Below are 24853 nucleotides of genomic sequence, written 5' to 3'. Positions count from 1 at the left end.
CAACCATGAGACTGGCCCCTCCCTGAACGGGAGGGGCCAGTTTCGTCGTCGCCGGCCGAGCCGGCAGATGAGCTTTCGCCCGGGCCCGGGGCCGTAACCTGCGAAACACCGCGCTCGACCACTTCCCGCCCCCTCTGCAGCGGGATGCCCGCTCTGCAGTCGGATGGCAGTGCGGTGGTAGCGGTCGCGCCGCCGGTCCCGCCAGACCGGCGTGGTGCGCGGTGACACCGATGGCCGGGCTACACCGACTCGAACGTCGTTGCTGGTAGCAGGCCGAGCACCATGAGGTTGCTGCAGGCGATCATCACCACCCAGCCGGTGGAGGCGTCGGCGCGCGACAGGTTCTCGATGAGCTCCAGGGACTGGGCGAGGGTCAGTTCCTCCCCGCCGTACCGGCGCGGCACCAGCATCCGGAAGCACCCGGCGGCGGTGAGGTCGGTGACGAGGTCGTCCGGCAAGGTGCGCAGCTTCTCGATCTCGTCGGCCCGTCTACTCACCTCGGGCAGCAGTTCGCGAACGTGGTCGAAGACGCTCGACGACATAGATTCCTCCCGCATGTCGGTACCGGGTTTAGGCGGCCAGGCTCGCGTGGGCCGCGGCTAGGCGGCGCATCCCCTCGGCCAGGGTCGCGCCGTTGCGGGCCAGTGCCACCCGCAGTAGGGCGGCGCCCTCCTGCTGGTCCGCCCAGTGGAACTGCCGGCAGGGCAGCACGTGTACACCGCGCTCGTATAGCCCGCGCCGGGTCCGGTCGGCGTCGGTGGGGGAGCTGAACCGCAGCCGGCCGACGCTGATGCGCGACTGCGGGTCGAGCAGTTCCACACGGTCGAGGCCGCCGACCGCGTCCGAGACGATCCGGCGGTTTTCGGTGATGAGGCGGTGCAGTTCCGCGAGTCCGCCCTGCGCGGCGTCGACGGCGAGCATCTCGATGAGCGTCAGCACGAACGGCGACACCGTGAGCAGCACGTCGCTCAGGGCGTGCTCGACCTTGGCGCGCATGCTCTCGCTCACCGCCACGAAGCCGAGCTTCAGCTCCTGCATCGGCCAGAGCTTGCCGGTGTCCTCGATGACGACGTAGTCGACGCCCGAGTCCTCCAGCACCGCGTAGTGGTCGAACTGCGCCCGGAGGTCGAAGCCGCGGAAGGACACGTCGAGGCAGAGGAGTAGACCGTTGGCGGCGCAGTCGTCCGCCAACCGGCGCAGGTCGGCCTCGTCCAAGGCCCGTCCGGTCGGGTTGTTGGGCGTGGTGACGAAGACGCATGTCGCGTTTCCGGCCAGCGCCTGGGACAGGTCGCCTTCGACGCACGCGTCCTCGGAGATCGGAATCATCGTGGCCTGCCGGACCAGGATGTCGTGGATGTTGTCGAACGTCGGGTGGATGAGTGCCACTCGATGCCCCGAAAGCACGTTTGCGACCGCCATCGTGGCGACGGACGAGGAGTACACGCTGAAGACCCGGCCGCCGTCGAGCGGTGCGCGGGCCTGGCCGAGCGTGCCGAGGAACGCGGCCTGCGCCCGGCGCTCGATCTCGGCGAACGGCTCTGCTGCGGCGATCTCGAAGAACTCCGGCAGCCGGCAGATCAGCTTGGCCTGCGACCCGGTCGGGTCTTGCCGGGGATGGCCGTCCGAGAGGTTGATCGGGGAGTCGATGGCGCGCTGTTCCAGCTCGGTCAGGTTCAGCACGGTACGCCGTTCACTCACTGATGCCTCCACGCAGCCCTCGCATCCGGTCCGATCCAGCGCGAGGCCGGACTGACGATCCGCTCGCCCCGCGCGACGTACTCGACTACGTGCGCCGCCCAACCCACCGTGCGGGCGGCAGCGAACATGCAGGTGAAAAAGTCCGGCGGGATCCCGACGCCGGACAGCACGCCGCCGGCGAAGTAGTCCACGTTGGTGAGGTTGGGCCGGTCGGGGTGCCGGCGGGCGAGCTCTCGTAGCGCTACGTCTTCGACCGCCCGCGCAACGGCGTGATACCCGGGGTTCGCGGCCTGGCAGACGTCGGCCAGGATCCGGGCGCGGGGGTCGTAGCGGCGGTACTCTCGATGCCCGAACCCCATCAGCCGGCCCCTGTGGCTCAGCACGTCCAGGACGAAGGACTCGGCGTGCTCGGGGCCGCCGACTCGCTCCAGCATGCGGGTGGCCTCGACCGTCGCGCCGCCGTGCGCGGGGCCCTTGAGCGCGCCGACGGCCGCGACGATCGCCGACCACAGGTCGCTGCCGGTGGAGCCGACGATCTGTGCGGTGAACGTCGACGGGCTCAGCGCATGGTCCGCCGTCACGACGAAGTACGTCTCCAGCCAGCGCACCTGGGCCTGGTCCGGTTCGCGGCCGTGGAGCTGGTACAGGAAGTTGGCCACATGCCCGAGGTCCATGCGGGCCTCGGGGAGCGGCAGGCCCTGCCGGTGCCGATGGCACGCGGCGACCGCGGTTGCCGCCGCGGCCGTGACGGCGATCGCCTCGGCCGCGGTCGGCTGCGCCACGCCACGCTGCGCGCCCTGCGCCGACAGCACGGTTCGCAGCGCGTCCATCGGGTCGGCGCTCGTCGACAGTCCGGCGAGCGCGGCGCGGGCGGCGTCGTTGAGCTCGCGTTGTTTCATCAGGCCGGCCGTCGTCGCGGCAAGCTCCCCCCAATCGGGCAGCCGACCGTACAGCAGCAGGTGCACGAGCTCTTCGTAGCTGCGGTCCGCGACCTCCTCGATGTGGTACCCGCCCCGGTAGATCAGCCGGCCATTGGCGCCGTCGACGTGGCTGATCTCCGTTTCGGCGACGATGACGCCCTCCAGCCCGGACCTGAATGGTGTGTCCATGCCTGCACCCGCCTATCTGCCTGTGGCCGACAGCAGCCGGCCTCCGGTGATCGTCTCGGCGAACGAGAACCGATAGCCGCCGAGCACCTCGACGGGTTTGAGTAGGCTCACCTCGTCGTGCGGCGAGTCGTAGATTGTCAGCTCCGCGTCGCCGGCCCAGACGCTGTCGATCCGCTGGTCTGTGCTGCCGCCGGTCACCAGCTCGTCCACCCCTGGGGTGGCCGGGTCCCACGACGGGAAGATCCTGCTGTGCACCAGCGGCGCGAGCATGAGCGCCGGCGCGGGCGCCGGCTCGGTCAGGGTGATCCGCGCCTCCACGAGACGCCGGTCGCTGGCCGCGAGCGTTCCGGCGAACCGGGCTCCGGCGCCGTCCCGCGGCGTGGCGCGGCCGATGCCGAACGCGCGCGTGATCCCGATGCTGCCCATCTTCTTTGGGTACCCCTGGATCAGCCCTCGCACGAGCGAGAAGTCCTTGTCGACCCAGCAGAACGGGCAGCGCGCCACCGGCTCGCCCTGCCAGGTCGCGGCGAGAGCGATGTAGCACTCGCGGTACTGCGAGCGGACGGGGTCCAGCAGTTCCGCGGCGTCGTCCGTGCAGGACTGCCAGTCCCCGAAGATTGCGGCGGCAAGGCCGGGACGGTCGCCTGATTCGAGCCCCGGCGGCAGGAACGCGGCGACGACGTCGGGGTCGGCGAGGTACTCGACCATCACGACCTCGCCGGAGAAGTGCCACGGCGGCGGCGGTACCAGCGATGATCGCCCCGACGGCGAGAGCGGAAGGGTGTACCCGGAAAGCGTCACGTGGCTGTCCAATTCAGCGGAGGGACATTGTCGAAGAACAACAGCGGGCTCACACGACGAGCCGCGAACCCGGTGCCAGCCGCAGTTCACGCGACTTGCGTAGATCCCGGGTGATGTTGAGGCGCCGCAGCCACCGGTCCGTGCCGTCGTACCTGGCCCGGAACGCCGATCGGCCGTGGACCACCTTGTAGTTGTCGATGAAGCACAGGTCGCCGGGAGCCAGCGGGAACCCCTTCAGGCCCGCGTCGACCGAGGCCATCAACGCCTCCAGCGCGTCCGCGGCATCCCGGTCGCAATCGGCCGTGGACGTGTAGTGCTGGTCGAGCCGCATGTACGGCGACGCCTGTTCTCCGAACAGCAGCGGGATCGGCTCCGGCTCGTGGAGCATGCGTGCGATCTGCTGCCGGGCCCGCTCCCGCAGTTCGGCCGGGATCTCCACGTTCGGGGCCTCCGGCGTGCCGGTCAGGTGCGAGCCGTCGGGCACGATGCGGAAGCGCGGCTCGAACAGCACCGGGTTGCCGCGCACCTCCGGGTCGACGTCGTGCACGCAGGCGAACGTGGTCTCGATGCGGTCCGGATTGCGCAGGCACATCAGGCCGAGGTAGTCCGCGCGCAGCGGGTGAAAGGCGTCCTCGGTGTGCCAGGTCAGTGACGCCTCGCTGCCGGAGGCCAGCTGCTCGGTCTCGTGGCCGGGGATCGGCGCGATGGTGTGCATGATGTGGCCGCCCTGCTTGGTCGACCACGCGATCGGCGGGCCGAGCAGACTGGCGCAGAGGAAGAAGAAGATGTCGCTGGCGACGGTGGCCGGTGTCGACGGCCGCTCCCGCCAGTGCCGCGGCGTCGGCCCGAGGGTCGCGTCGTCGACCGGGTAGTTGCGCACCAGGCAGATGCAGGCGGACTCGTGTGTCCGGAAGCGGTTGAGCCGGGCCCGCAGCGTGCGGGGCAGCTCCTGCGCGTAGGTCTCGGCCGAATCCTGGAACGCTGGGTCCTCGACGCCACCGTGGCGGCCGGCCAGCTCGGCGACCAGCGATGTGGCCGCCGACCGCTCGCCCTCGTCGAGTTCGACGACGTTCATGTGCGGGGGTGTCATGCGCTTTCACCAGCCTCGAGTTCGTGGATCTGCCAGCCCAGCCGCTCGGCGACGAGGCGCACGAACCGCGTTTCGCTGCCGCCGCGCAGGGCCAGGATCGCCCCTGGCACCCCCAGGCGCTGTGCCGTCGCGGCCAGCGCGGCGATCCGCGTGCGGTCGCCGGCCGTGCCGTCGCGGAGGTTGTCGCGGCCGTCGGTGACGACCAGAACCAGGGGTGTGGCGCAGCCGCTGTACGCCCATCGGTCCGCGCATAGCGACAGCGCACGCTGGACGCCGTCAAGCAGCGGTGTGCAGCCCCGTGGACGCAGCGACATGATCAGGTCTGCGGCCGTCCCGGTCTGCCGGCTGAACGGCGCCGCGACGTGCGCGCGGCGGCCACCGACGACGATCAGCGCGGTACGGTCGCCGCGCCGGGTGGCGTCGAGGACCCCGCACAGCAGTGCGCGGGCTCGGGCGAACGTGCCGTCCATCGCCATCGACCAGGACGCGTCCAAGACGATGACGAGTCCGACGTTCGGTCGTCCGGTCCGCACGGTGCGCACCAGGTCCGTCGACCGCAGCCGTAGCGGCAGCAGCTCGGACCGGCCGGCGCCGGAGGCCAGCAGGCGCAGCGTGGCCGCGACGATCGTCGGCACCATTGCTACCAGCCCGTGCGGTGCCCGGGAGGTCCGGCCGGGCGAGCCGCCGGTGCGCCCTTCCGCCTCGATCACCAGTGTCGAGGCCGCGACGCCGAGCCGGGCCAGGGGCGTGTCAGTGACGGCGGCGTGATGGCCGGGAAAGGTCATGGGTCCGGTCAGGCCGCCGCCATCGGCCCGTGCCTCGACCACTCCGACGCGCGGCGCGGCGTCATCGGCGGGCACGTACCGCGAGCCACCGGACCCGCCGGCACCGCCGTTACCACCCCCGTCCGGCAGGTCGAGGCGCCCGCCACCGTCGGGCCCGCCGACCCCGCCGGCCGGCGGGCCCTCTCCACAGTCGAGGGTCGGCCACGGCTCCCCGTTAGCACGCAGGAGGTCCTCCACCGATGCAACGTCCTCACCGGGCAGCAGGCGCGCGGCGACCTCGGCGAGCAGCTCGCCGGCGGCGGCGGTGCGGTGCCGCAGCGTGAACACGGCCGCCAGCGCCGTGTCGCGCGCCGTCACCTCCTCGCGCAGCCCAAGCGCGGCGCAGGCGCTCGCCGTGCGGAGGATGACGAGGTCCGCGCGGTGACTGGCGACGCCGAGCGCCGCGGTCAGCGAGCCGATCTCGGTGAGCAGCGGATCCGGGAACGTCACACCGGGCAGCACTGCCCTCGCCTTGACAACGCGCTCGGCGAGGTCCCGGTCGAGGGCCTGGTAGCGGCGCCGCCGCTCGGACGAGCGCTCCAACTCCAGGTGACGAGCCAGCACCTGGGCCCGCAGCCGCGGATCGCGGACCGCCTCGACATCGACACTCAGCCCGAACCGGTCGAGGATCTGCGGCCGCAGGCCACCCTCGCCCGGGTTCATCGTGCCGATCAGCGAGAACCGCGCCGCGTGCGTCACCGACATGCCGTCGCGCTCGATGTGGTGTACGCCCGAGCTCGCCGCGTCCAGCATGGCGTCCATGAGGTGGTCGGCAGCCAGGTTGACCTCGTCAACGTAGAGGAAGCCGCGGTTGACCTCGGCCAGGATGCCCGGCGACAGCCGCCGGCGCCCGTCGTGCAGCGCGGTCTCGAGGTCGAGCGTGCCGAGCAGCCGGTCCTCCGTCGCGCCCAGCGGCAGCGTGATCATCGGCACCGGCCGCTGCACGACCGACAGGTGCTCGCCGTCGTTCCGCCGCGCCTGGCACGCCGCGCACAGGTGCGCGGGTTCCGCAGGGTCGCAGTTGAACTCGCAGCCCTCGACCACGTCGATGGGCGGCAGCAGCGACCGTAGCGAGCGGACGGCGGTCGACTTGCCGGTGCCGGGCTCGCCACGGATCAGCACCCCGCCAATCGTCGGGTCCACGGTAGTCAGCAGCAGGGCGGTACGCAGGCTGAGCTGTCCGACCATGGCGCTGAACGGCGAGCCCTCACCGGTCACGGCGTCGCGCTGCGTCATGTCGACACCTCACGCTCGCCGGTGCGCCACCCCGGCATGTGCTCGGCATCCGGCAGCCGCGCGCCCCGCCGCACCGCCTCCAGGTCGAAGTCCCGACCTGGCTGGGTGTGCTCCGTCGCGTGGTCGAGGAACTCCTCCTCGTCCACCGCCAGCATGTCGAGCACGGTGTCGAGGCTCGCCGGCCGCCGGCCGTCGCTGGAGCGGGCCAGCGCCACCGCCTCGTCCTTGGTCATGCGGCCCAGCCGAGTCTCCAGCGAGCCGATGCGGGCGCCGCGGCCGTACCCCTCCTTCACGAACCGCAGGTAGTCGTGCGTGCCGACGAGGAAACAGTCGAACTTCTCGTACTCGTGGCCCGCCGGGACGCCCTCCTGGCTCGCACCCTGCCAACCCAGTTCCCGGCTGATGACCTCGACCTGCCGCCGCTCGTCCCACAGCACGTAGTTGCTCATGAAGAGGGTCCGCACGCCGGCCGCGGTGATCTCCTCGCGCCTCGGGAACGCGAACGGGGCCAGTGCCCGCGGTTCAACATCGGGCAGCGCCGCCGTCATGCGCTCAAAGCTCACGCCGGTCGTGAGGTTGTACCAGTCGTCGTCCATGACGTCGGCTTCCGGCGGGTCGGCGTACGTCCGGCCGGGGTAGCTGTAGTACTCGCTGACGCTGTGCGCGTACACCACCAGCGGCACGCCCATCTGTATCGCGGTGCGCAGCGGGAACGCCGCGATGCCGGCGGTGCAGTGCCAGCAGACCGTGCCGGCCAGCCCGAGCCCGGCGCGCATGAGCCGCTGCACAATCGGCATCGGCGGGCGGAGCACGACCTGGTCCACCCCGAGTCCGTCGATCACCCGCTGGCAGTTGTCCCACGCCGTCTGGCGGATGAAGCGGTTGTCGATGGTGGCGGCGAGACAGCGCAGCCCGAGGACGCGCGTGAGGTAGTAGAGGACGTATGAACCGTCCTTGCCGCCGCCGAACGACACGACGACGTCGTACGGGCCGCGCCCGCGGATCTCGTCCGCGATGCCGGCGAGCGCGCGCTCCCGCTCCGCCCAGTCGATGCCGTTGTGCTTGATCTCGTGATGCCGGCAGACCGAGCAGATGCCGGCGTCGTCGAACGTCACGCTGCGCCTGCTGTCCGGCAGGCCGCAGCGCTCGCATAGCCGGGGCTCCGTCACGGCTTGTGGCCCTCCTCCTCGCCGGTTGCGGCCGGGGTGCTTGCCGCGGCGGTCCGCGCCAGTTCCTCCTCGACGGCCCGCTGCACGACGGTGCCCCGGAAGAAGTCCGGGTTGGGCCCGGCGTGCAGCTCCACGGTGTTGGAGAAGACGAACTCGCGGAACTCACCGTCGTCGAGCAGGCCGTGCTCCACCAGCTCGTGTGCCTCCTCGAGCACCTCAGTCATGTCGGTGACATCGAAGTGCGACACGTCCGAGCTGAACAGCGGCTTGAGGCGCGGGCCGAGCTTCGCGTCGAAGGCCAGCGACACCAGCGGGTCGTCGGACTCGCAGCCGAAGTAGAAGTTGCGGGCGAACTCGTCGGCGACCTCCTGCGCCGAGCCGACGCAGGCGGCCGCGAAGTCGTCCAGGTCCGTCTCGCGGTCCGTCAGCTGCTGGGCGTTGAGGCCGGGGAACAGGATGTCGATGTTGTCGAGCAGCTCCTCGGTCCGGCCGGCGGCCCACGTCCCGCCGTACTTCGCGATGAGCTCGCGGAGCATGTCGAGGTCGAGGTTGCTCGGCCGCAGGTTCTTCAGCAGTGCCTCGGTGTTGCGCTTCTCCCAGTGCCCGACCAGGTCGGCGCAGAGGCTGCGGCCCCACGCGACGCCGCCCTCCAGGAAGGCGAACTTCAGCGTCGGGAAGCGGCGCGTCACGCCGCCGAGGTACAGCGCGCGGGCGAAGGAGTTGGCGGCCTGCGCGAAGTGGCCCATGTGGTTGAACACGTCGTTGGTGACCGACGAGCGGTCGACCCAGCCCCGGCTGCCGCTGTGGGTCATCGGAGACACCTTGAGCTCGACCAGCTTCGCCCAGAACGGGTCGTAGTCGTACAGGCTGTCCAGGGCCAGGCTGTCGACGTAGAACGGCACGCTCGTCGGGTCGACGTCCGGGGTGTCGTACGCCGGGACCGTGCGGACCAGGCTGCCGTTGATCACCACGACCTTCAACCCGAGCTCCTTGACCGCGTACTCGGCCTCCTCGATGGCCTCGTCCGGGGTGTTGGTGGCGACGGTCGCGGCCGGCATCATCCGGTCCGAGAACGGCGCGAAGATCTCGGCGTGCATGAGGTTGGCCGCGCGCACCACGACCTTGCGCAGCTCAGGGTCGCGGATGTAGTCGGGCGTGTTGCCGCGCGTGGCGAGGATGAGGGCGAAGTCGATGCCGAAGTCGTCAAGCCGCTCGTACATGAGGGCCGGCAGCATGGCGGTCGCCCGGTCCAGCGTGTTTGCCGGGAAGCCCCACCACGCCGGACGCCAGTAGCGACGCCGCTGTCGCTCCTCGGACGACATCGCATACCACGCGTTCCCCCGCGTCCCCTGCATCGCCAGGAACGTGTCGGCGGCGCTGGAGCCTGCGAGCTTGCGGACGTACTCCGCCCACAGCGGGATCGGCTCGGTCCAGTGGCCGTCGCAGTCGATAACCGGATGGGAAAGGCCGGAGCGAACTCTCGCCGAGCCGATGACGCTGTTGGTTGGCATGCATGCTCCTTCTGGTCGAGGGATCGTGCGGCGGTTTCAGGCCGGGCCGGGCAGCCCATGCCGCTCGCGGATTGCGTCGAGGCGCCCGCGCAGGTCGGCGCAGCGGGCGGGGTCGGCATGGTCCAGCTCGCGCTGGTCGAGAGCACCCAGCACGATGGCGCGCAGCTCCTGCGCGTCGTCGTGGCCGAGCAGCTCCGGCAGCGCCGCGAGCTGATCGAGCACGGTGACTGGCGGTACGCCGGGCGCGGCGCGCATCACGACGCGGGCGAGGGCGGCGCGCGCCTCGAACCACAGGTACTTCGCCGAGTGCTCGCGCCCCGCTCGCTCGTACTCGCTCTGCCGGGTCGCCAGCCGCGCGAGGTCGGCTCGTATGACAGCGCCCAGCCATCCGGGGTCATGCGCCGCCGAGCCGGGCCGACGCAGCTCCATCCACTCGTGCAGGTCGCGTGTCGTCCCGGCGTCGGGGCCGCCAAGGTCGGCCTCGACCGGCCGCCCGGCAGTCGCCTCGGCGGTGATGCCGAACGAAGCCAGCACGTCAACGACGAGCGCCTCCGCGCCGGCGTGGCCGCGCGGGTGCGCGGGCGCGCTCAGCTCGAAGTCGATGTCGCTGCGGCCGGTGATGACGCCCTGCGCCAGCGACCCGCGCAGCAGCAGCTGGAGCCCGCCGAGGTCGAGGGCGGCGACCACCAGGTCGCACACCCGGACCAGGATTGCCTCGGCGACGCCGGCCCGCCGCTCCGCCGCCTCCAGGCCGGTGTGGCCCGCCAGGGCGGTCACCTGCTCGGCGAGGACGCTGAGCGGGTCGGCGCAAGACTGGTCCGGTGTCACCTCGTCCACCGCGAGCAGCAGTGCCCTGATCCAGCGAGTCGGCAGCGTCGCGGTCGCGTCGTGGTCGGCGGTCAACGGCCCCACGGCGCGGCACACCGTGCTGATCAGCGCTGCGTACCCGGTGTCGCCCAGCCGCGGCCGGGCCCATGCTGTGAGCGCGGTGTGGAACACGCTCCACGGCGCGGGCAGCAGTTCGTCGGCGAGGTGGCCGAGCTCGGCGGGCGTCAGGTCGCCGGTCGGGACCGGCGCGTACAACTCGCTGCGCAGCGTGAGCTCGGCGCCGCGGGTGCGGATCTCCGCGCCGGTGACGCCCGGCGCGCTGAGCTCACGCAAGTTCATTTCGAAGTCGTCCAAGGGCGAGTCGACGCCCTGGCGCGGAGAGAACCATGCGCGGAGGCTAGGGTCGGCGCGGTATACGTCCGACCAGCCCACGTCCCACTTTGCGACTGTCACCTCGTCGGGCCTGGCCGGGCCGTCGCAGAACCGCGCGTCCTCCCAGTCGATGGCGTACAGGCCAGCGTCGCGCACGAACAGGTTGCGCGGCACGAAACCGGACCACTCGATGCCGGCGTCCAGCAGGCCCCACAGCATCGCCTCGACGACCTGCCGTGGCATCCACCGCGCCACGTCCGCCCGGTGCGCCGCGAGCGTCTCGCCGAGGTCGGCGGCGACGAGCGCGCACGCCCCTCCGGCCAGCTCGATGAGGTCCGGTACCACCACGCGCACCTCCAGCGGTGCGTCGATCGGAGCGGCCCGCAGTAGTTGCCTGGCGCGGGTGGCGCTGGCGAGCTCCCGTCGGACGGCCTCGGCCGGGCAGCGCTTCGCCACCAGCGCCGTGCCGCCGAAGCTGAGCCGCCGGATGCGCCCGCCGGGGTCGAGCAGGTGCGGCGGGTCGACGCCGCCGACGGTGAACGCCTGCTCCACGGCCTCGCGGAGGCTCACCGGACCAGCGACAGCCGGGACTCGAGGCTCAGCCACGTTTGACGCACCCCCTCGCGCAGTGTCGTTGCGGGCGTCCAGCCGAGCGTCTCTCGGGCCCGGTCGATGCATAGGTGGCAGTGCAGGCGGTCGGGCGCCCGGCCCTGGCGGCGCAGCTCCCAGCGCTGCCGCTCGCCGGTCACCTCCGCCACCACGCCGGCCAGCTCGGCCAGGCTGGTCGGCACGCCCGAGCCGGCATTGAGCAGCGGTTGCGGGCGCCCTGCGGAGTGCACGCGGACGAACAGGTCCACCGCGTCGTCGACGTAGAGGAAATCGCGGGTCGCGGCCGGATCGCCGTGCAGCACCGGCGCCTCGCCCCGCTTGAGTGCGTCGAGCCAATGGGCGACGACGCCCAGCCCGCCCCGCAGCCGCTGCCCGGGCCCGTAGACGTTCGACAGCCGTACCGCGACCGGCTCGATGCCGGGCTGCGCGAACAGCGCCTGCTCCATGCGCAGTTTGAAGGCGCCGTAGGCGTTGTTCGGGCACACCGGGTCGGTCTCGCGGTACGGCGGTACGGCAGTCGGCGCGTAGATGGTGCCGCCGGAGCTGGCCAGCACGACCCGCGCCGGTACCGCACCACGTCCGGCAGCACCGAGCAGGCGCACGAACATCGCCAGCTCGTCGCGCAGCCGCTCCGGCTCCGATTCCGCCGTCAGCGGGGTGACGCCGCCCGCGACGTAGAAGACGGTGGCGACGTCGCCGATCTCGGGCGCCACCCACCCGTCCAGTACGGCCGGGCTGCCCCAGTCGAAGACGCTTACTCGCAGGTCCTTGCGGCGCAGGGCGGCCACCAGGTGGCCGCCGATGAACCCGGTCCCACCCACGACCGAGACCGCCTGCCGCCCCGTCATAACGCTGCCCCGGACCGGTCGCCGGTCGGGTACCGCCAGCGCCGGCACAGCTCCGCCAGCTCGCCCGTGACGGTGCGTGCGGCCGGCGGCCAGGGCGCATGCACCTTCCCGGAGCGGATCTTCTCGCCCCAGTCGCCGATGCCGTAGACCAGGGGGCCGTGGTCGTGGCGGCCGTAGTCGAGCATGCTCTCGTCGAACGGGACCTCCAGGAAGCGGCACAGCTCGGCGCAGACCCGTGCGGGCTTGCCGGCGAGGTCCTCGTACTGCACTACCGGCGTGCCGGGGTCCCGATCGACGACGGCGTCGAGTTCCCTGGCGTAGCGCAGGACGAGTTCGGTCGCTTCGGCCTCGTCCCGGCCGTCGTCGGCGTTGACGATCGACGCGACGATGTCCGCCGGGTGCCGGCGCAGCACGATGAAGCGCGCCCGCGGCCAGCACCGACGCAGGTCTTCATGGATGAACGTGTTGCTCGGTGACTTGTCGACCAGCACCGCTTTCCCGCTGCGGCGGAGCCGGTCGGCCAGGATGCCGTCCCACAGCAGGTACCGCAGGTCGTTGTCGGAGTAGCCGAGCGTCGCCATCGCCAGCTCGGTGTACTCGCTGGTGATGGTCGCGTGGAGGTATCGAAGATGCAGCTCGTGCGGTGCGTGCACGGCCGGGTGCGAGTCGAGCAGGCAGCGCAGCAGCGTCGAGCCGGACCGGATCGAGGACAGCAGGAAGACCGGCCGCGGCACGAGCCGCACGGGGTCAGGCGCCACGGACATGTGCACACTCCGCGCGCCGCTGCTCGAAGACTCGAAGACGTACGTCCAGGTCCCGGCTGTACATGCTCGCCCCAGGGGCCACCTTCTCGTCGCAGTGGAAGACCGCGATGGGTAGGTGGTCGAGGTACCCGATGCCCGGTCCGGTCGGCGCGGCGAAGGTCTGCGACAGCCAGTCCTCGTAGTTGAACCAGCTCTCCGGGCTGTCGTGGAACCGGTCGGCGGGCGGGCCGCCGGCGGACCACATGACGTCGGTCGCTCGCGGCAGGTCGTACACCAGGAAGTGCGACGCCACGCGGTTGACCGACCGGATGCCGGGCGCCATCGGTGGCGCGACTTCGACGAGCGGCCACTGCCAGCAGTCGTGGTCGTCGATCCGGGTGGCGAGGGCGAGGCCCGGGCACGCATCGAAGCACGCCGCCAGCAGGTCGAGCACGTCGCCGTCGCCGGTGCGGAACGCGACGACGTCGCCGTCGATGCCGATGAAGTACCGTCCCTTGCCGGGCAGCCAGTTGGCGTGCCCGTTGTTGGACGGGTCGCCGCCCGAGACGTGCCGCGAGCGCCACCGCAGCCGCACCTCGTCGAAGCCCCAGCGCCCGGCGAGCCCGAGCAGTTCGTCCACGGGCGCGCGCTCCGCGCCGTCGATGGCGAGCACCAGATCGAAGGTGCGTTTCGAGCCGGCGGTCAGCGTTTTGATCGTGGTCGGGATGGTCCTCTCCAGCAGCGGCACGGTGGCATGCACCAGGAAGCCGATGGTGAAATCGGGGACGGCGGACGGCTTTGGCATGCCGGGTCACCACCCCGCCGGTCCGTGGACCGCGGCCGTCCATGCCTCCTGCGCCTCGTCGACACCGAGCGCCCGCAGCTCACCGACCAGCGGATCCACCAGGTCGTCGCCGACCGCGCTGATGTGCTTGACGATGTCCTCCTTGACGCCGGCCTCCATCGTGGGGTGGCCGACGCACATGCCCAGCACCTCGATCTTCGCCTCGGTGCCCAGCCCGAGAGCGTCGCCGAGGTCCTGCACGGCGAAGAGATCGAAGACCACCCGGCCCGAGACGTACAGCGTCTGCGCGAAGCGCTGGGTGTAGTGGGAGACGACGGCACGCACCCGCGGCACCAGCTCGGGATGCTCCCGCAGTGCCTCGACGAGCCGGCGCGCCTCGGGCGGGCAGTAGACGAACGCGCACCGGTAGAAGCCAGCCGCCCCGATCATCTGGAAGTAGCCGGTCGACTCGATCAGGTCGTGCATCTCGCGGAACGTCTCCTCGCGCTGCTCGACCAAGCGGGCGATGCCGGTGCGGCCGAGGTGCTTGATCATCGCCCACAACCGCAGCGACTCGAAGCCGCGCGAGCCGTAGAACGGCGTGATGAGGCCGAGGTCAAGGCAGGCAGGGTCATCCAGCTTGTCGGGGTAGCGGGAGAAGCGGGCTAGGTGCTCGGGGTCCTGCACGAGCATGTAGCTCGACGGGTAGGTGATGAAAAGGCCCTTGTGCGGGTCGAGTGAGACCGAGTCGGCGCGCTCGATGCCGGCCAGTTCGCCGCGGAGGTGGTCCGAGAAGAGCAGGCTGCCGCCGTGGCAGGCGTCGACGTGGAACCACACCCCGTGCTTGGCACAGAGGTCCGCGATCTCGGCCAGCCGGTCGATGCCGGTCGTGCGGCAGTTGCCCGCGACGCCGACAACCATGAACGGCCGCGTGCCCTCCGGCGGGTTCTCGAGCGCGGCGGCGATGGCGCCGACGTCGCTGGTGTGGTCACTGTTTGCGGTCGACCACACCAGCCCCGACGAGCCCAGTCCGAGGACCTGGGCCGCGCTGAGGTAGGAGAAGTGCTCAACGCCCCGGGCCAGCACCACAACCGGCCGCTCCGGCAGGCAGCGCAGGCCGTCTCGGCGCACGTCGGGCCACGTGGCCGCCAGTGCGACGGTCATGGCGATGTGGTTGCTCATATTGCCGCCGGACGTCCACATCCCGCCGAGGTGGCGCAGGCCGACGTACTCGTCGAGGGGGAACGAGGAGAATCCGACCAGCTCGCGCAGCCAGAGCAGTAGCTGGGCCTCGACGGCGCTGCCGGCTGGCGCGCTGCGGTCGTAGGCTATGAGGTTCTGATTGAGAAACGTCGCCACGACGCCTGCCGCGACGCCGGCCACGCTGCTCCCGACATCGGGGAAGGCGAGATACCGCTGATCGTGCTGGGCGACTGACCACCTGGCGACCTCGGCCAGGCTGTCCAGCAGAGCGTCGTCGCTGATCGGGGTCTGCGGAAGCGGCTCGGCGAAGCGTTCGAGCAGCTCGCGTTGCGGGGCGTAGCGCAGCACGAGATCGTTGCGCGCCTGCCCCGTGAAGAAGTCGATGCCGATCTTCGCCGCCTTGCCGACCAACGCGGCGATCTCGTCCGGATGCCGATCGCCGAGCAGCGCGCCCGCACCAGTGTCATCAGATGACACGTCCGAACTCCTTCCGGTAGACGCAATCGAGGCAGGAGTCCCAGCCGCCGCCCCTGCGCAGCAGCGACCGCAGTTCCAACAGCGGCCGGCCGTCCCAGATCTCAGCGATCAGCGCCTCGCGCACGTTGCCGACGACGTTGTTCCCATCGGCCTCGATGTGGACGCAGCACGGCGTGACCTCGCCGTTGCAGGTGATGTACATGGAGTCCCACGGCCACGGGCATAGCAGGCGCTCCGGCCTGGTCCACAGCCGGCTGTAGTCGAAGATCGTCAGCTTGAGGTCGCGCCGCACAGCCTCGGCGAGACCGGCCTCGATCATCGGCACGACACCCGCCGGGTCGAGCGCGAACAGGGACTCGCCGTTGAGGCTTTTGTCGTTGCCCCAATGGTGCAAGCTCTCCACGGTGATCTCGCGAACGCCCTGGTCGGCGATGTACGAGACGATGTCGGGGAAGCTGGCGACGTTACGAGCGGAGAGCGTGACCGCGGCCGAGATGCGGGCGCCGGTCTCCGCCACGAGCAAGACGGCCTCGCGCAAGGCCGTCGTCAGCTGCGAGAGCCGCAGCCCGGAGCGCATGTCGCTGAGCGTTTCCTCATCGGCGCCGTCGACGCTGAGGGCGATGAGGCCGAGCCCCGCGTCGAGTGCCGGCCTCAACCGCCGGCGCACCAGCAGGCCGTTGGTGTTGCAGGACGTGAAGACGTTCCGCTCGGTGCAGGCCGCGACGTGGCGGGGGAGGTCGCGCACGATTAACGCCTCGCCCGCGCCGACGAAGGAGACGTGCAGGAGGTCGGGCAGGTCAGCGAGCAGCGCAACGAACGCGTCGTAGCCGAATTCACTGCCGGTGCTTGCGTGCACCGCCCGGACGCAGCCGGCGCAGGCGAGGTTGCAGCGGTCGGTCAGCTCCAGCTGGATGTACTGCGGGCTGCGCGCATGCCGGTCCGGCGTCAGCCCGTACCGGGCAAAGTCATCCGCCACCAGGAACCGGCGAAAGTCCTCGGGTACCAGGCCCCGGTCGCTTCGTTCATCCGTCGTTCTCACCACGCTCTCCCTCCCCGTATGTGTCGGCGATCGACTCCACGAGGTCGCTGTATGCCTTGCGGAACTCCGCCGTGCGGTCGATCGCCGCGCCGGGGTCGCCCATCAGCTCGTCGAACGCCATCCCCCACGACGCAGGGTCGTGGTACTCCTCGACGGGGCGCACATCGGCGACGCCAGTCAGGTGCGTCAGCGACGGGACCGCCGAACAGAGGACCGGGACGCCGAGCGCCATCGCGTAGTGCATGACCATCGGGTGGTTCTCGTCCCATTGCGACGGGACCACCAGCGCCGTCGCCGCGTTGAGCAGGTCGCCGAGCTCGTCGCGGCCGACCGGGCTGAGCCACTCGACTCGGCCGTTGCCGGCCACCGCCGCACGGGCCGTTCGCTCGTACCCGCCGTCGTCGGCGGTCGTCACCACCCGGAGCCTGGCCGAACCGGGCCACGCCGCGAAGGCGTCGAGGAGCACGTGCAGCCCCTTCTCGGGCGACGCGCGGCCGAGGAACAGCAGGGTGGGGATGCCAGTGCCGGCCGGCCGGCGGCGCCAGGAGGCGGGGATGGCGTACTGTGCCCGATCCGACACAATGCGGCCATCGTCCAGCCCGGCGTCCACCAGCCGGCGGCGCTGGTGCGGCGTCTGGACCCACAACGCGCGGAACCGGCCGCTGAGCAGCCGCACGTTGCGGGAGCGCCAATCGTCGTACTCCACCGCGTCGGTCCGCCCCGGCGCCGTACCCCAGGCGAGGCACTCGGCGCAGTCGCCCGGAGCGACGGGCGGCGCGCAGGGCTGGCCGGTACGCCGATGGACCAGCTGGTAGTCGCCGCACACGGCGGTGTAGTCCGTCAGCGTCGCCACCGTCTTCGCGTCGCGCAGGGGCCGGGCGTCGAGGAAGCCGAGCCCGAGCCGGCTGAAGTGGGTCACGTGCACCACGTCGAACGGCGGCGCGTCGCGCAGGGCGTCCTCCACGGTGCGGGTAACAACGCCCTCCCGCGCGCGCCACGACGCCGACGGCGCCACGGCCGGGGGCACGGGCACCCGCACCCGGGTGACGGCTCCGAGTCCCGGCGGCGCGTTCCCGTCGTCACCGGTCGCCAGCCAGGTCACCGATACGCGCCGCTCACTCAACGCCGCAGCCAGGTCGGCGGTGAGCATCTCGGTGCCGCCCGCGCCCGGATCGACCTCGAACCGGTTGCCGACGAGGAGCGCGTGCCACCGCCGAGGGGCGCCGCTGGTGGCCGTCCGACTAACAGACATTTGGCTGGAGGCCGGTCCACCGGCCGAGCGGCAACAGGCCGTCGGGCCAACCAGCGCCGCCGCCGGCCAGCGCGTCGGCCTCCGGGCCGGCCAGTTCGAGGAAGCCATCGGCGTCGACGGGAAGGTCGACGAACGGCTCGTATCGGGCCAGCAGCAGGGTGCCGCCCGAGCGGAGATCGACAAGCACGTTGACGCCGAGCGACGGCGCCCCGATCCCCGGTGGCGTCCCGCCGTCGACGAGGGCGCGCACGTCGATGATGGCCCGGGCGGATGCAGTACCGAAATCGAGCAGGACGTCCGACGCCAGGGTCCACGACTCCTCGGGGTGCGGCACCCGGCGGAACCGTTCGCCGGGCGTGTCGAGCCACTCGGCGCCGTGCCTGGTCAGCCGCAGCAGCCAGCCGCTGTTGGACGGGCCGCGGACGGACAGGTCACCGAGCGTCAGGCGGCCCTCGCCGTACGGCTGGAGCCAGACACGGATGGCCTCGACCGTGTCGAGCGCCGCGCCGTTGACGTCGAGCGTGAGCCGGCCGTCGCGCATCCTGCTGGTCAGGCCGAGGGGCGCCTCGGGCGGCAGCGCGCCACGCACACGCCCGGCGTGGTCCAGCGCGACCGGGGCCGGGGTGACCGGGGTATCGCTGACGCGCAGTCTTCCGGTCGGCCGGTAAGCGGTCTCGGCCGGTGCGGTCGCCAGCCCCGGGTCAAGCCCGTACGGCGTCGGCAGGGCGGCGAGCACCTGCGGGTGCACCTGCTGGAGGGTGGTGACGAGCCGGACGGCGAGGCGGGTGAGGAAGCGGATCAGCTCACACTTGACCTCGTCGGGGCGCGAGATGTCGTTGTTGGCCAGCACCGCCTGGTAGTGGCAGCCGCCGCCGCACACATAGCGTGCGTAGCAGCCCTGGCAGGCAGGGCGCGTGTCGACGGTCATCTCCGTGAAATGACGGCGTTTCTCCTCGTCGAAGCCGGTGTCGACATGGCCGATGTGCCAGCCCGACTTGCCGATGAAGTGCGCGCAGGCATAGATGTTGCCGTTCGTGTCCACATAAGCGCCGCTCTTGCCGGCGCCGCACCGGTAGGTCTGTACCGTGCGGTCCTTCACCCGGTACACGAACCGCATGAAGTAGTCCTCGGGGCTCAGCGCCAGCAGCCGATCGAGAATGCCCTGCGGAGGGTGAGAGAGGATGTGCTCGACGAGCGTGCGGTAGCCCTCCTGGAAGGCCGGGAGCGTTTCGGCGTTGAGCGCGTAGTCGACGTCGTGGCGCGCGTTGACCGGCTTCATGTAGATGTTGCGGGCGCCGATCTCGTCGAACAGGTGGGAGAAGATGCGAGCGAAGTCCGTGCAGTACGCAGTGAGCACGGCGGAGACGCCCATGTCCGGGTGGCGCTGCAGCACTCGGTCGAGAACCGAGCGCACGTCGTCGTAGGTTCCGCCCCGGTCGTTGGTGTAGAACCGGACCCGGTCATGCACATCCCGCGGGCCGTCGAGGCTGATGTCCTGCGGCGCCCCCAGGGTGGCCGCCAGCTCGTCGGACATCGACAGCGTCGCATTGGTGACGTTGGGACCGCTCCAGACGATGGCGACATCCGACGTGTCCAGACCGTCCTCGATGAGGCGCTGCACCTGATCGTGAAGATGGCGGACCAACATCGTCTCGCCCGCGAGCCCGAAGTCGATCCGGCCATAGCCGGCGCCCGCACCCACGACCTGACGCCCGTAGAAGTCGATGGCGCGCCGGGCGGTCTCCAGCGGCATCGTCACTGGCTTCCCGTCGGCATGTACGCGGTCTCTGAACGAGCAGTACGTGCAGCCCATGTTGCACGCGTCGGTCAGTGACAGTTGGAGCTGCGGCACCGCCTCCCGGTAGCGCGTGATCTGAAAGATCGGCTCCGGCTGGCCGCATGTGCATTCATTCTTGCCTCGATCAACTTCCCCTGAGCGTACGTGGAAGACCACCCCATCCCCGAACCGGACATGCCCGGCGTCCGCGTGTGTCGGAACAAGCTGCTCAACCAACGCAGCCCCTGTTCGCGAGGATTCGCAGGCACCGCCCACCGGGGTCTCCACCAGGCCGGGTCGGCCGCTCAGCTCACGAGGCCCGACGTCCGTCAACCGATTCACGCGATGCCCCCGTTTCAAGATCGAGTCTGCATGGCTCGACGGCCGAAGACTCATGAATAGGACGTTCTCAATCTGCTGGAGCGGCCCGGCGCGGGCAACGAGGTCCATGCGGACAATCGAGTTGTCCGCATGGATGCAACGGACGGTTACCCTCGCCACGGCGTGCGGAATGGTGACGCGACGAACGGAGCGGCGGTCCTGTGCTGCATCGACACGCGGCTGATCAACGCATGGCGTCTGTCCTGGCCAAACGAGCCGATAGTGTCGTTTCAACTGCTCTCTGATCGGATCGAGTCGCATGATCGAGCGGCCGCCATGCCACGCCCGGGGTACGGTGTACCTGTCGGCCGACCGATCCGGGCGGCCTGGGATAGGGTTGTTGCCCGTGACTCCGACTCAGCTCGCCGATGCCGTTCTTGCCGCCACCCGGGCGGCGTTGACAGATCTTGGCCTAGACCTGGCCATGCTTCCTGCGGCTGTGGGCGTGGAGCGACCGAGGAACCCCGAGCACGGCGATTACGCCTCCACGATCGCGATGCAGTTGGCACGGAGCGCTGGTGTCGCTCCACGGACGCTTGCGCAGGCGGTTTCAGCGAAGCTGGTCGAGTTTCCCGGCATAGCAGCCGTGGATATCGCCGGTCCCGGATTCCTGAACATCCGCTTGGACGTCAGTGCCATCGGCGAGATCGCGCGCGTCGTGGTTGCGGACGGATCCAACTATGGCCGCAGCACGTCGCTCGCCGGCGGGAAGGTCAACCTGGAATATGTCTCCGCGAATCCGACCGGCCCCATCCACATCGGCGGCGTCCGGTGGGCGGCAGTCGGCGACGCGCTCACGCGGCTGTTCCGGGCCACCGGCGCTGATGTAACCACCGAATACTACTTCAACGACGCCGGCGCTCAGATTGATCGCTTCGCCAGGTCGTTGCTCGCCTCGGCGAGGAGTGAGCCCGTTCCCGAGGACGGGTACGTCGGCGACTACATCAACGACATCGCTGGTGCCATCGTCGGTAAGCAGCCCGCCGCTCTGGAACTGCCCGAGGACCAAGCCCGAGAGGTCTTCCGGACCGAGGGTGTCCGGCTGATGTTCGATGACGTGAAGTCGACCCTGGCGGAGTTCGGCGTTGAGTTCGATGTCTACTTCAACGAACAGACGCTGCACGCCCGGGGCGAATTGGATACCGCACTGGCCCGGCTCACTGAAGAGGGACACGTCTACAAGGCAGACGGTGCGACCTGGGTGCGGACCACCGCCTTCGGTGACGACAAGGACCGGGTGATCGTCAAGTCGAACGGCTCGTGGGGGTACTTCGCGGGAGACTGCGCCTACTACCTCGACAAGCGGCGTCGCGGTTTCGACAAGGTGGTCATCATCCTCGGCGCCGACCACCACGGGTACGTCGGCCGGCTCCGCGCCATGGCGGCCTGCTTCGGCGACGATCCTGACAAGAACATCGAGATCATCATCGGCCAGATGGTGAACCTCATCAAGGATGGCAAACCGCTCAAGCTATCAAAGCGTGCCGGCACGCTGGTCACGCTCCGCGAAATCATCGACATGCTCAGCGTCGACGCCGCCAGGTATGCGTTGGCCCGCTACTCGATCGACTCCACCATCGACCTGGACCTCGACCTGTGGACCCGGCAGTCCAGCGAGAACCCCATCTTCTACGTCCAGTACGCCCATGCCCGGATCGCGAGCCTCCTGCGCAATGCAGAGGAACTCGGCATTACCCGGGGAGATGACTATGACCCCGGCCTGTTGTCGCACGAGAAGGAGCGTGACCTGCTGAGGTCCCTCGGCGAGTTCCCCGGGGTGGTACAAATGGCCGCCGAGCTACGGGAGCCGCACCGGGTCGCGCGGTACCTGGAGGACCTGGCTTCCACGTACCACAAGTTCTACGACAGTTGCCGGGTACTGCCGCGCGCCGACGAGCATGCCTCGGACCTGACCCGCGCCCGGCTGTGGCTCGCCGAGGCAGCCCGCATCGTGTTCGTCAACGGGCTCTGGCTGCTCGGCGTCTCCGCTCCGGAGCGCATGTAGACAACGCCCTAGCCACCGTCGGGCTGGTCAACACTCGTCGCAGCACGCACCAGCGCGCGGACCCGACCTTCTCGTCTCCCAGGCCGCGGCGTTGCTGCTGACAGTGCCGATGCCGGCCGGACGCGACGGCCGGCATCGCCTGGACAGCCGAGGCCGATGGACAACCCGACGCGACCGGCCGCTGGACGAGATGAACCGCCGCTGCTCACGCTGTCCGCAGCGGATGGAGGCATGCGCATGCATGCCTATGAGGGCTGCGACGACCTTGACTGTTGCGTTAGGTATCCTCATCGCTACCGAGGCGGACGACGAGCGCAGAGGGGCACGGATGCCGATCGGCCACGTTCAGACGGCGCCAACGCCACTGCGCACGTTCGGTGACAGCCTCAAGATCTATCGTGAACGGCGACGGCTGTCACAGGCCGGTCTGGCCAAATTGGTTCATGTCAGTAGCGCCACAATCGCCAAAGTTGAGCGAGGACGGCGGTGGCCGGCACATGATCTCGTCGTACGGTGCGACACTATCCTCGGCGCAGGCGGCACGCTGACGCGCCTCTGGCCAGCCTTGGAAAATGAACGCGCACGCCGGCAACTCTTGGGTGCCCAGCACCGGCTTTCAACCAAACTGCAGGCCATCCCGATTGCCAGCGCACACAGCGCGGAGGTTGGCCCTCAAGGCGGCACCCCGTCGTTCTTGAGTACCGGCGTGTGGACGATCATCACTCCACTCAAGCAGGAGGCTATCCGCGCCCGGCCTGTCGTCGCCGTGGAGGACGTCCTCGGCGCGCAACGGCTTGGCGAGATTGCCCAGGCCCATGGCCTGGTACCGAGCTACGAAACGGTGCCGCTCGGTGGCGCGGTCGATCTCAACCGGCCGAACCTCGTCGTTATCTGCGGACCAAGGCTCTCTCCACATACAGCCGCTGTGCTGAACCAGGACCAACACCTGCGCTTCATCATGGCGCCGGGCAATGTATGGACGCTGCACGACACCGGTACCGACACACTGCACCGGTCCGGCCTGGACAGCGCTCCGCCACGAGCATCGGACGTCGCCTACCTCGGCCGGCTTCCGCGCCCCGATCGCCGGGGCACACTCACGATCTTTACCGGCATCCACCTGCAAGGCTCCCTTGGCGTCGTGCATTACCTCTCCCAGCACCTGACCGAGTTGGACGCCGAACTGGGAGGCCGCTGCTTCTCGATGCTGCTCGGCATTACATTCGACCCGGAGACCAGCGAACCGCTTCTCGTGAAACCGCTCAGCCGCGTCTACCTGCAGGAAGCACATACAATTTGATGCGCACCACGATCACCTCCGATCCGGCACCAGGGCACGACAACGAAGACTTCGCCGTCGCCACCGAGAACGTCGCCATCCTCCTCGACGGCGCAGGACTTTCCGGGGTCGACGATGGCGGCTGCATCCACGGCGTTGCCTGGTACGTCCGCCAACTCGGCGCGCAGCTGCTGATCTGGCTACTCAGCGAGTCGGAGCCAGACCTTCGGGAAGTGCTCGCCGAAGCGATCGGCTCGGTCGCCGATGCCCACCGCAGCACATGCGATCTCGAACACCCCGGCACGCCGTCCTCGACCGTCATCATCGTCCACGAGGCCGCCGGGGTCCTGCGATACCTCGTCCTCGCCGATTCTGTCCTGGTCATCGATGCTGGAGACGAACCCATCGTCATCTCCGATACGCGCGAGGCGGCTGTGGGCAGGCGATACCGTGCCGCGATGGACGCCCTCGTGGGTGGCACCCCCGAGCACGACGAGGCTCGCCGTAGCTACGTCGGGCGTCTACGGCAGCACCGTAACCAGCCGGATGGCTTCTGGGTGGCTGCCAGTGCACCGGAGGCGGCACAGCATGGGCTTACCGGCCGACTGCCGAGCAGTCGTCTGCAATCCGTGCTGCTCTTGAGCGACGGGGCGAGCCGGCTCGTAGATCGGTTTGGTCTGTGGACCTGGAGCAAGCTAGCGGAAGTTGCTACAACGCATGGCGGCGTGTCGGTCCTGCAGGCCGTCCGTGACGCTGAACGCGAGGATGCGGCCGGTGAACGGTGGCCCAGGGGCAAAGTCTTCGATGACGCCACCATCGTGGTATGCGATCGGTTCCGCTCGCTCACCAGTACCGGCAAGACAGCACGGTGATCCGCTGATTGGTGGTCTTGAACGGCCAGGTGTGCTGCGGCACAGGTCGTGACGGCATGCGGACAACCTTGGCTGTCCGCATGTGCGCCATGGACACGGAACAGTGATACGGACGTCGTGATACAGCCCCGGCCGGGCACGGGGGTGCCTCCGCCCGGCTGGGCGTACTCCGCGACGGTGCCCCCGTTGCCAAGCCGAGTGACCGCCTGACCGGGTGAGAGAGCGGCGACAGCGCTCGACAGGCGCATCCCATGCGGACGGCCGGGCCCCACCAGGTGACCGGTTCCTCCTGCCATTCCCGGCCATCTTGTGTTGTGATCGAGAAGTGCGCGAAGAGGCTGAGTCGGCGTTCACGAGTCTCGATGTTGAGGCGGTATCTATCGATCCACAGTCAGCGGAAGCCGGCGCCAGCTTCGACTGGTTGGCGAGCACCGGCGCCAGGTTGAGTTGGGTTGAGTCCCAGCCGTTGACGGGGCGGACCATCGCGACGCTCTGGGACTCCGATCGACTCGTCGGCTACAGCGTGCGGGACGCGAGCGTCGGCAGCTCGCTCCACGCGTACGGCGGCATGCCGTACCTGTTCACCACCTCGGGCACGCTCACGGCGGTGAACGCGGCCACCGGACAGCTCGTTGGACCATCCGGACACACCAGCGACGGGTTCACGTACGGCGACCTTGCAAACTGCGGCAATGAGGTGCTCGCCGTTCGCGAGCATGACCACGGTGACCAGCTCGTCGCCCTCGACCTGGCCTCCACCAGGCCGCGGGTGCTGCTGACCACCGATGGCTTCCTGGCATCCCCCCGCTACCACGACGGTCGTCTGGGGTGGACGCAGTGGGCCGACGACGCCATGCCGTGGGACTCCTGCGAGATCTGGGTCGCTGACTACGCGGTTGGTCAGCGGCCTGACCAGCCGCGGCGTGTGGCCGGCGGTCCTGGCGAG

At 69.9% G+C, this 24853-nt stretch carries 19 protein-coding genes; 3 read left to right on the top strand and 16 right to left on the bottom strand.

The window, feature by feature from the left end; all coding sequences use genetic code 11:
* Positions 1-239 precede the first annotated feature (239 nt).
* The 16 genes from KJS59_RS05600 to KJS59_RS05525 are packed head-to-tail and all read right to left on the bottom strand — an operon-like array spanning position 240 to position 19820.
* On the bottom strand, positions 240-557 hold the full coding sequence (locus KJS59_RS05600; protein WP_249713893.1) for an acyl-CoA dehydrogenase family protein: 318 nt from the start codon (positions 555-557) through the stop codon (positions 240-242).
* A 13-nt stretch (positions 558-570) separates the two neighbouring features.
* Entirely contained in the window at positions 571-1698 is a 1128-nt protein-coding gene (locus tag KJS59_RS05595) for an aminotransferase class I/II-fold pyridoxal phosphate-dependent enzyme (protein ID WP_213451206.1), read from the bottom strand.
* On the bottom strand, positions 1695-2807 hold the full coding sequence (locus KJS59_RS05590; protein WP_213451205.1) for a citrate/2-methylcitrate synthase: 1113 nt from the start codon (positions 2805-2807) through the stop codon (positions 1695-1697). The genes KJS59_RS05595 and KJS59_RS05590 overlap by 4 nt, the downstream gene beginning before the upstream one ends.
* Positions 2808-2819: 12 nt before the next feature.
* Positions 2820-3608: an acetoacetate decarboxylase family protein gene (locus KJS59_RS05585; RefSeq protein WP_213451204.1), complete on the bottom strand. Its 789-nt coding sequence runs from the start codon at positions 3606-3608 to the stop codon at positions 2820-2822.
* Positions 3609-3657: 49 nt separating this feature from the next.
* Entirely contained in the window at positions 3658-4698 is a 1041-nt protein-coding gene (gntD, locus tag KJS59_RS05580) for a guanitoxin biosynthesis L-enduracididine beta-hydroxylase GntD (protein ID WP_213451203.1), read from the bottom strand.
* Positions 4695-6758: an ATP-binding protein gene (locus tag KJS59_RS05575; RefSeq protein ID WP_213451202.1), complete on the bottom strand. Its 2064-nt coding sequence runs from the start codon at positions 6756-6758 to the stop codon at positions 4695-4697. The genes gntD and KJS59_RS05575 overlap by 4 nt, the downstream gene beginning before the upstream one ends.
* A complete protein-coding gene (locus KJS59_RS05570; protein ID WP_213451201.1) occupies positions 6755-7927 on the bottom strand; it encodes an N-acetyl sugar amidotransferase in 1173 nt (390 codons plus the stop codon). The genes KJS59_RS05575 and KJS59_RS05570 overlap by 4 nt, the downstream gene beginning before the upstream one ends.
* Positions 7924-9438, bottom strand: coding sequence for an amidohydrolase family protein (locus KJS59_RS05565; protein ID WP_213451200.1), 1515 nt, complete (start codon positions 9436-9438; stop codon positions 7924-7926). The genes KJS59_RS05570 and KJS59_RS05565 overlap by 4 nt, the downstream gene beginning before the upstream one ends.
* Positions 9439-9474: 36 nt before the next feature.
* A complete protein-coding gene (locus KJS59_RS05560) occupies positions 9475-11208 on the bottom strand; it encodes a hypothetical protein (protein WP_213451199.1) in 1734 nt (577 codons plus the stop codon).
* Positions 11205-12095, bottom strand: coding sequence for an NAD-dependent epimerase/dehydratase family protein (locus tag KJS59_RS05555; protein WP_213451198.1), 891 nt, complete (start codon positions 12093-12095; stop codon positions 11205-11207). The genes KJS59_RS05560 and KJS59_RS05555 overlap by 4 nt, the downstream gene beginning before the upstream one ends.
* Positions 12092-12859 carry a sulfotransferase family protein gene (locus tag KJS59_RS05550; protein ID WP_213451197.1) on the bottom strand — a complete coding sequence of 256 codons (768 nt, stop codon included), beginning with the start codon at positions 12857-12859 and terminating at the stop codon, positions 12092-12094. The genes KJS59_RS05555 and KJS59_RS05550 overlap by 4 nt, the downstream gene beginning before the upstream one ends.
* Positions 12843-13643 carry a hypothetical protein gene (locus KJS59_RS05545; protein WP_213451196.1) on the bottom strand — a complete coding sequence of 267 codons (801 nt, stop codon included), beginning with the start codon at positions 13641-13643 and terminating at the stop codon, positions 12843-12845. The genes KJS59_RS05550 and KJS59_RS05545 overlap by 17 nt, the downstream gene beginning before the upstream one ends.
* Positions 13644-13649: 6 nt before the next feature.
* A complete protein-coding gene (locus KJS59_RS05540) occupies positions 13650-15302 on the bottom strand; it encodes a pyridoxal phosphate-dependent decarboxylase family protein (protein WP_213451195.1) in 1653 nt (550 codons plus the stop codon).
* Entirely contained in the window at positions 15292-16341 is a 1050-nt protein-coding gene (locus KJS59_RS05535; RefSeq protein WP_213451194.1) for a radical SAM/SPASM domain-containing protein, read from the bottom strand. The genes KJS59_RS05540 and KJS59_RS05535 overlap by 11 nt, the downstream gene beginning before the upstream one ends.
* Complete coding sequence (locus KJS59_RS05530) at positions 16325-17593, bottom strand: glycosyltransferase (protein WP_213451193.1); 1269 nt, start codon at positions 17591-17593, stop codon at positions 16325-16327. Before KJS59_RS05530 ends, KJS59_RS05535 begins: the two co-directional genes overlap by 17 nt.
* Positions 17583-19820, bottom strand: a complete 2238-nt coding sequence (locus KJS59_RS05525) for a radical SAM/SPASM domain-containing protein (protein ID WP_213451192.1) — start codon at positions 19818-19820, stop codon at positions 17583-17585. The genes KJS59_RS05530 and KJS59_RS05525 overlap by 11 nt, the downstream gene beginning before the upstream one ends.
* A gap of 277 nt (positions 19821-20097) precedes the next feature.
* Between KJS59_RS05525 and argS the strand changes: the two genes are divergently transcribed.
* The 3 genes from argS to KJS59_RS05510 all read left to right on the top strand — a co-directional run bounded on the left by argS (position 20098) and on the right by KJS59_RS05510 (position 23907).
* Positions 20098-21756, top strand: a complete 1659-nt coding sequence (argS, locus tag KJS59_RS05520) for an arginine--tRNA ligase (RefSeq protein WP_213451191.1) — start codon at positions 20098-20100, stop codon at positions 21754-21756.
* A gap of 328 nt (positions 21757-22084) precedes the next feature.
* A complete protein-coding gene (locus KJS59_RS05515; protein WP_213451190.1) occupies positions 22085-23056 on the top strand; it encodes a helix-turn-helix transcriptional regulator in 972 nt (323 codons plus the stop codon).
* Entirely contained in the window at positions 23056-23907 is an 852-nt protein-coding gene (locus KJS59_RS05510; RefSeq protein ID WP_213451189.1) for a hypothetical protein, read from the top strand. The genes KJS59_RS05515 and KJS59_RS05510 overlap by 1 nt, the downstream gene beginning before the upstream one ends.
* Positions 23908-24853 lie beyond the last annotated feature (946 nt).

It is taken from the genome of Rhizomonospora bruguierae (assembly GCF_018397995.1).
Taxonomy (GTDB): Bacteria; Actinomycetota; Actinomycetes; order Mycobacteriales; family Micromonosporaceae; genus Rhizomonospora; species Rhizomonospora bruguierae.
This window is presented reverse-complemented; position numbering and strand designations above follow the sequence as displayed.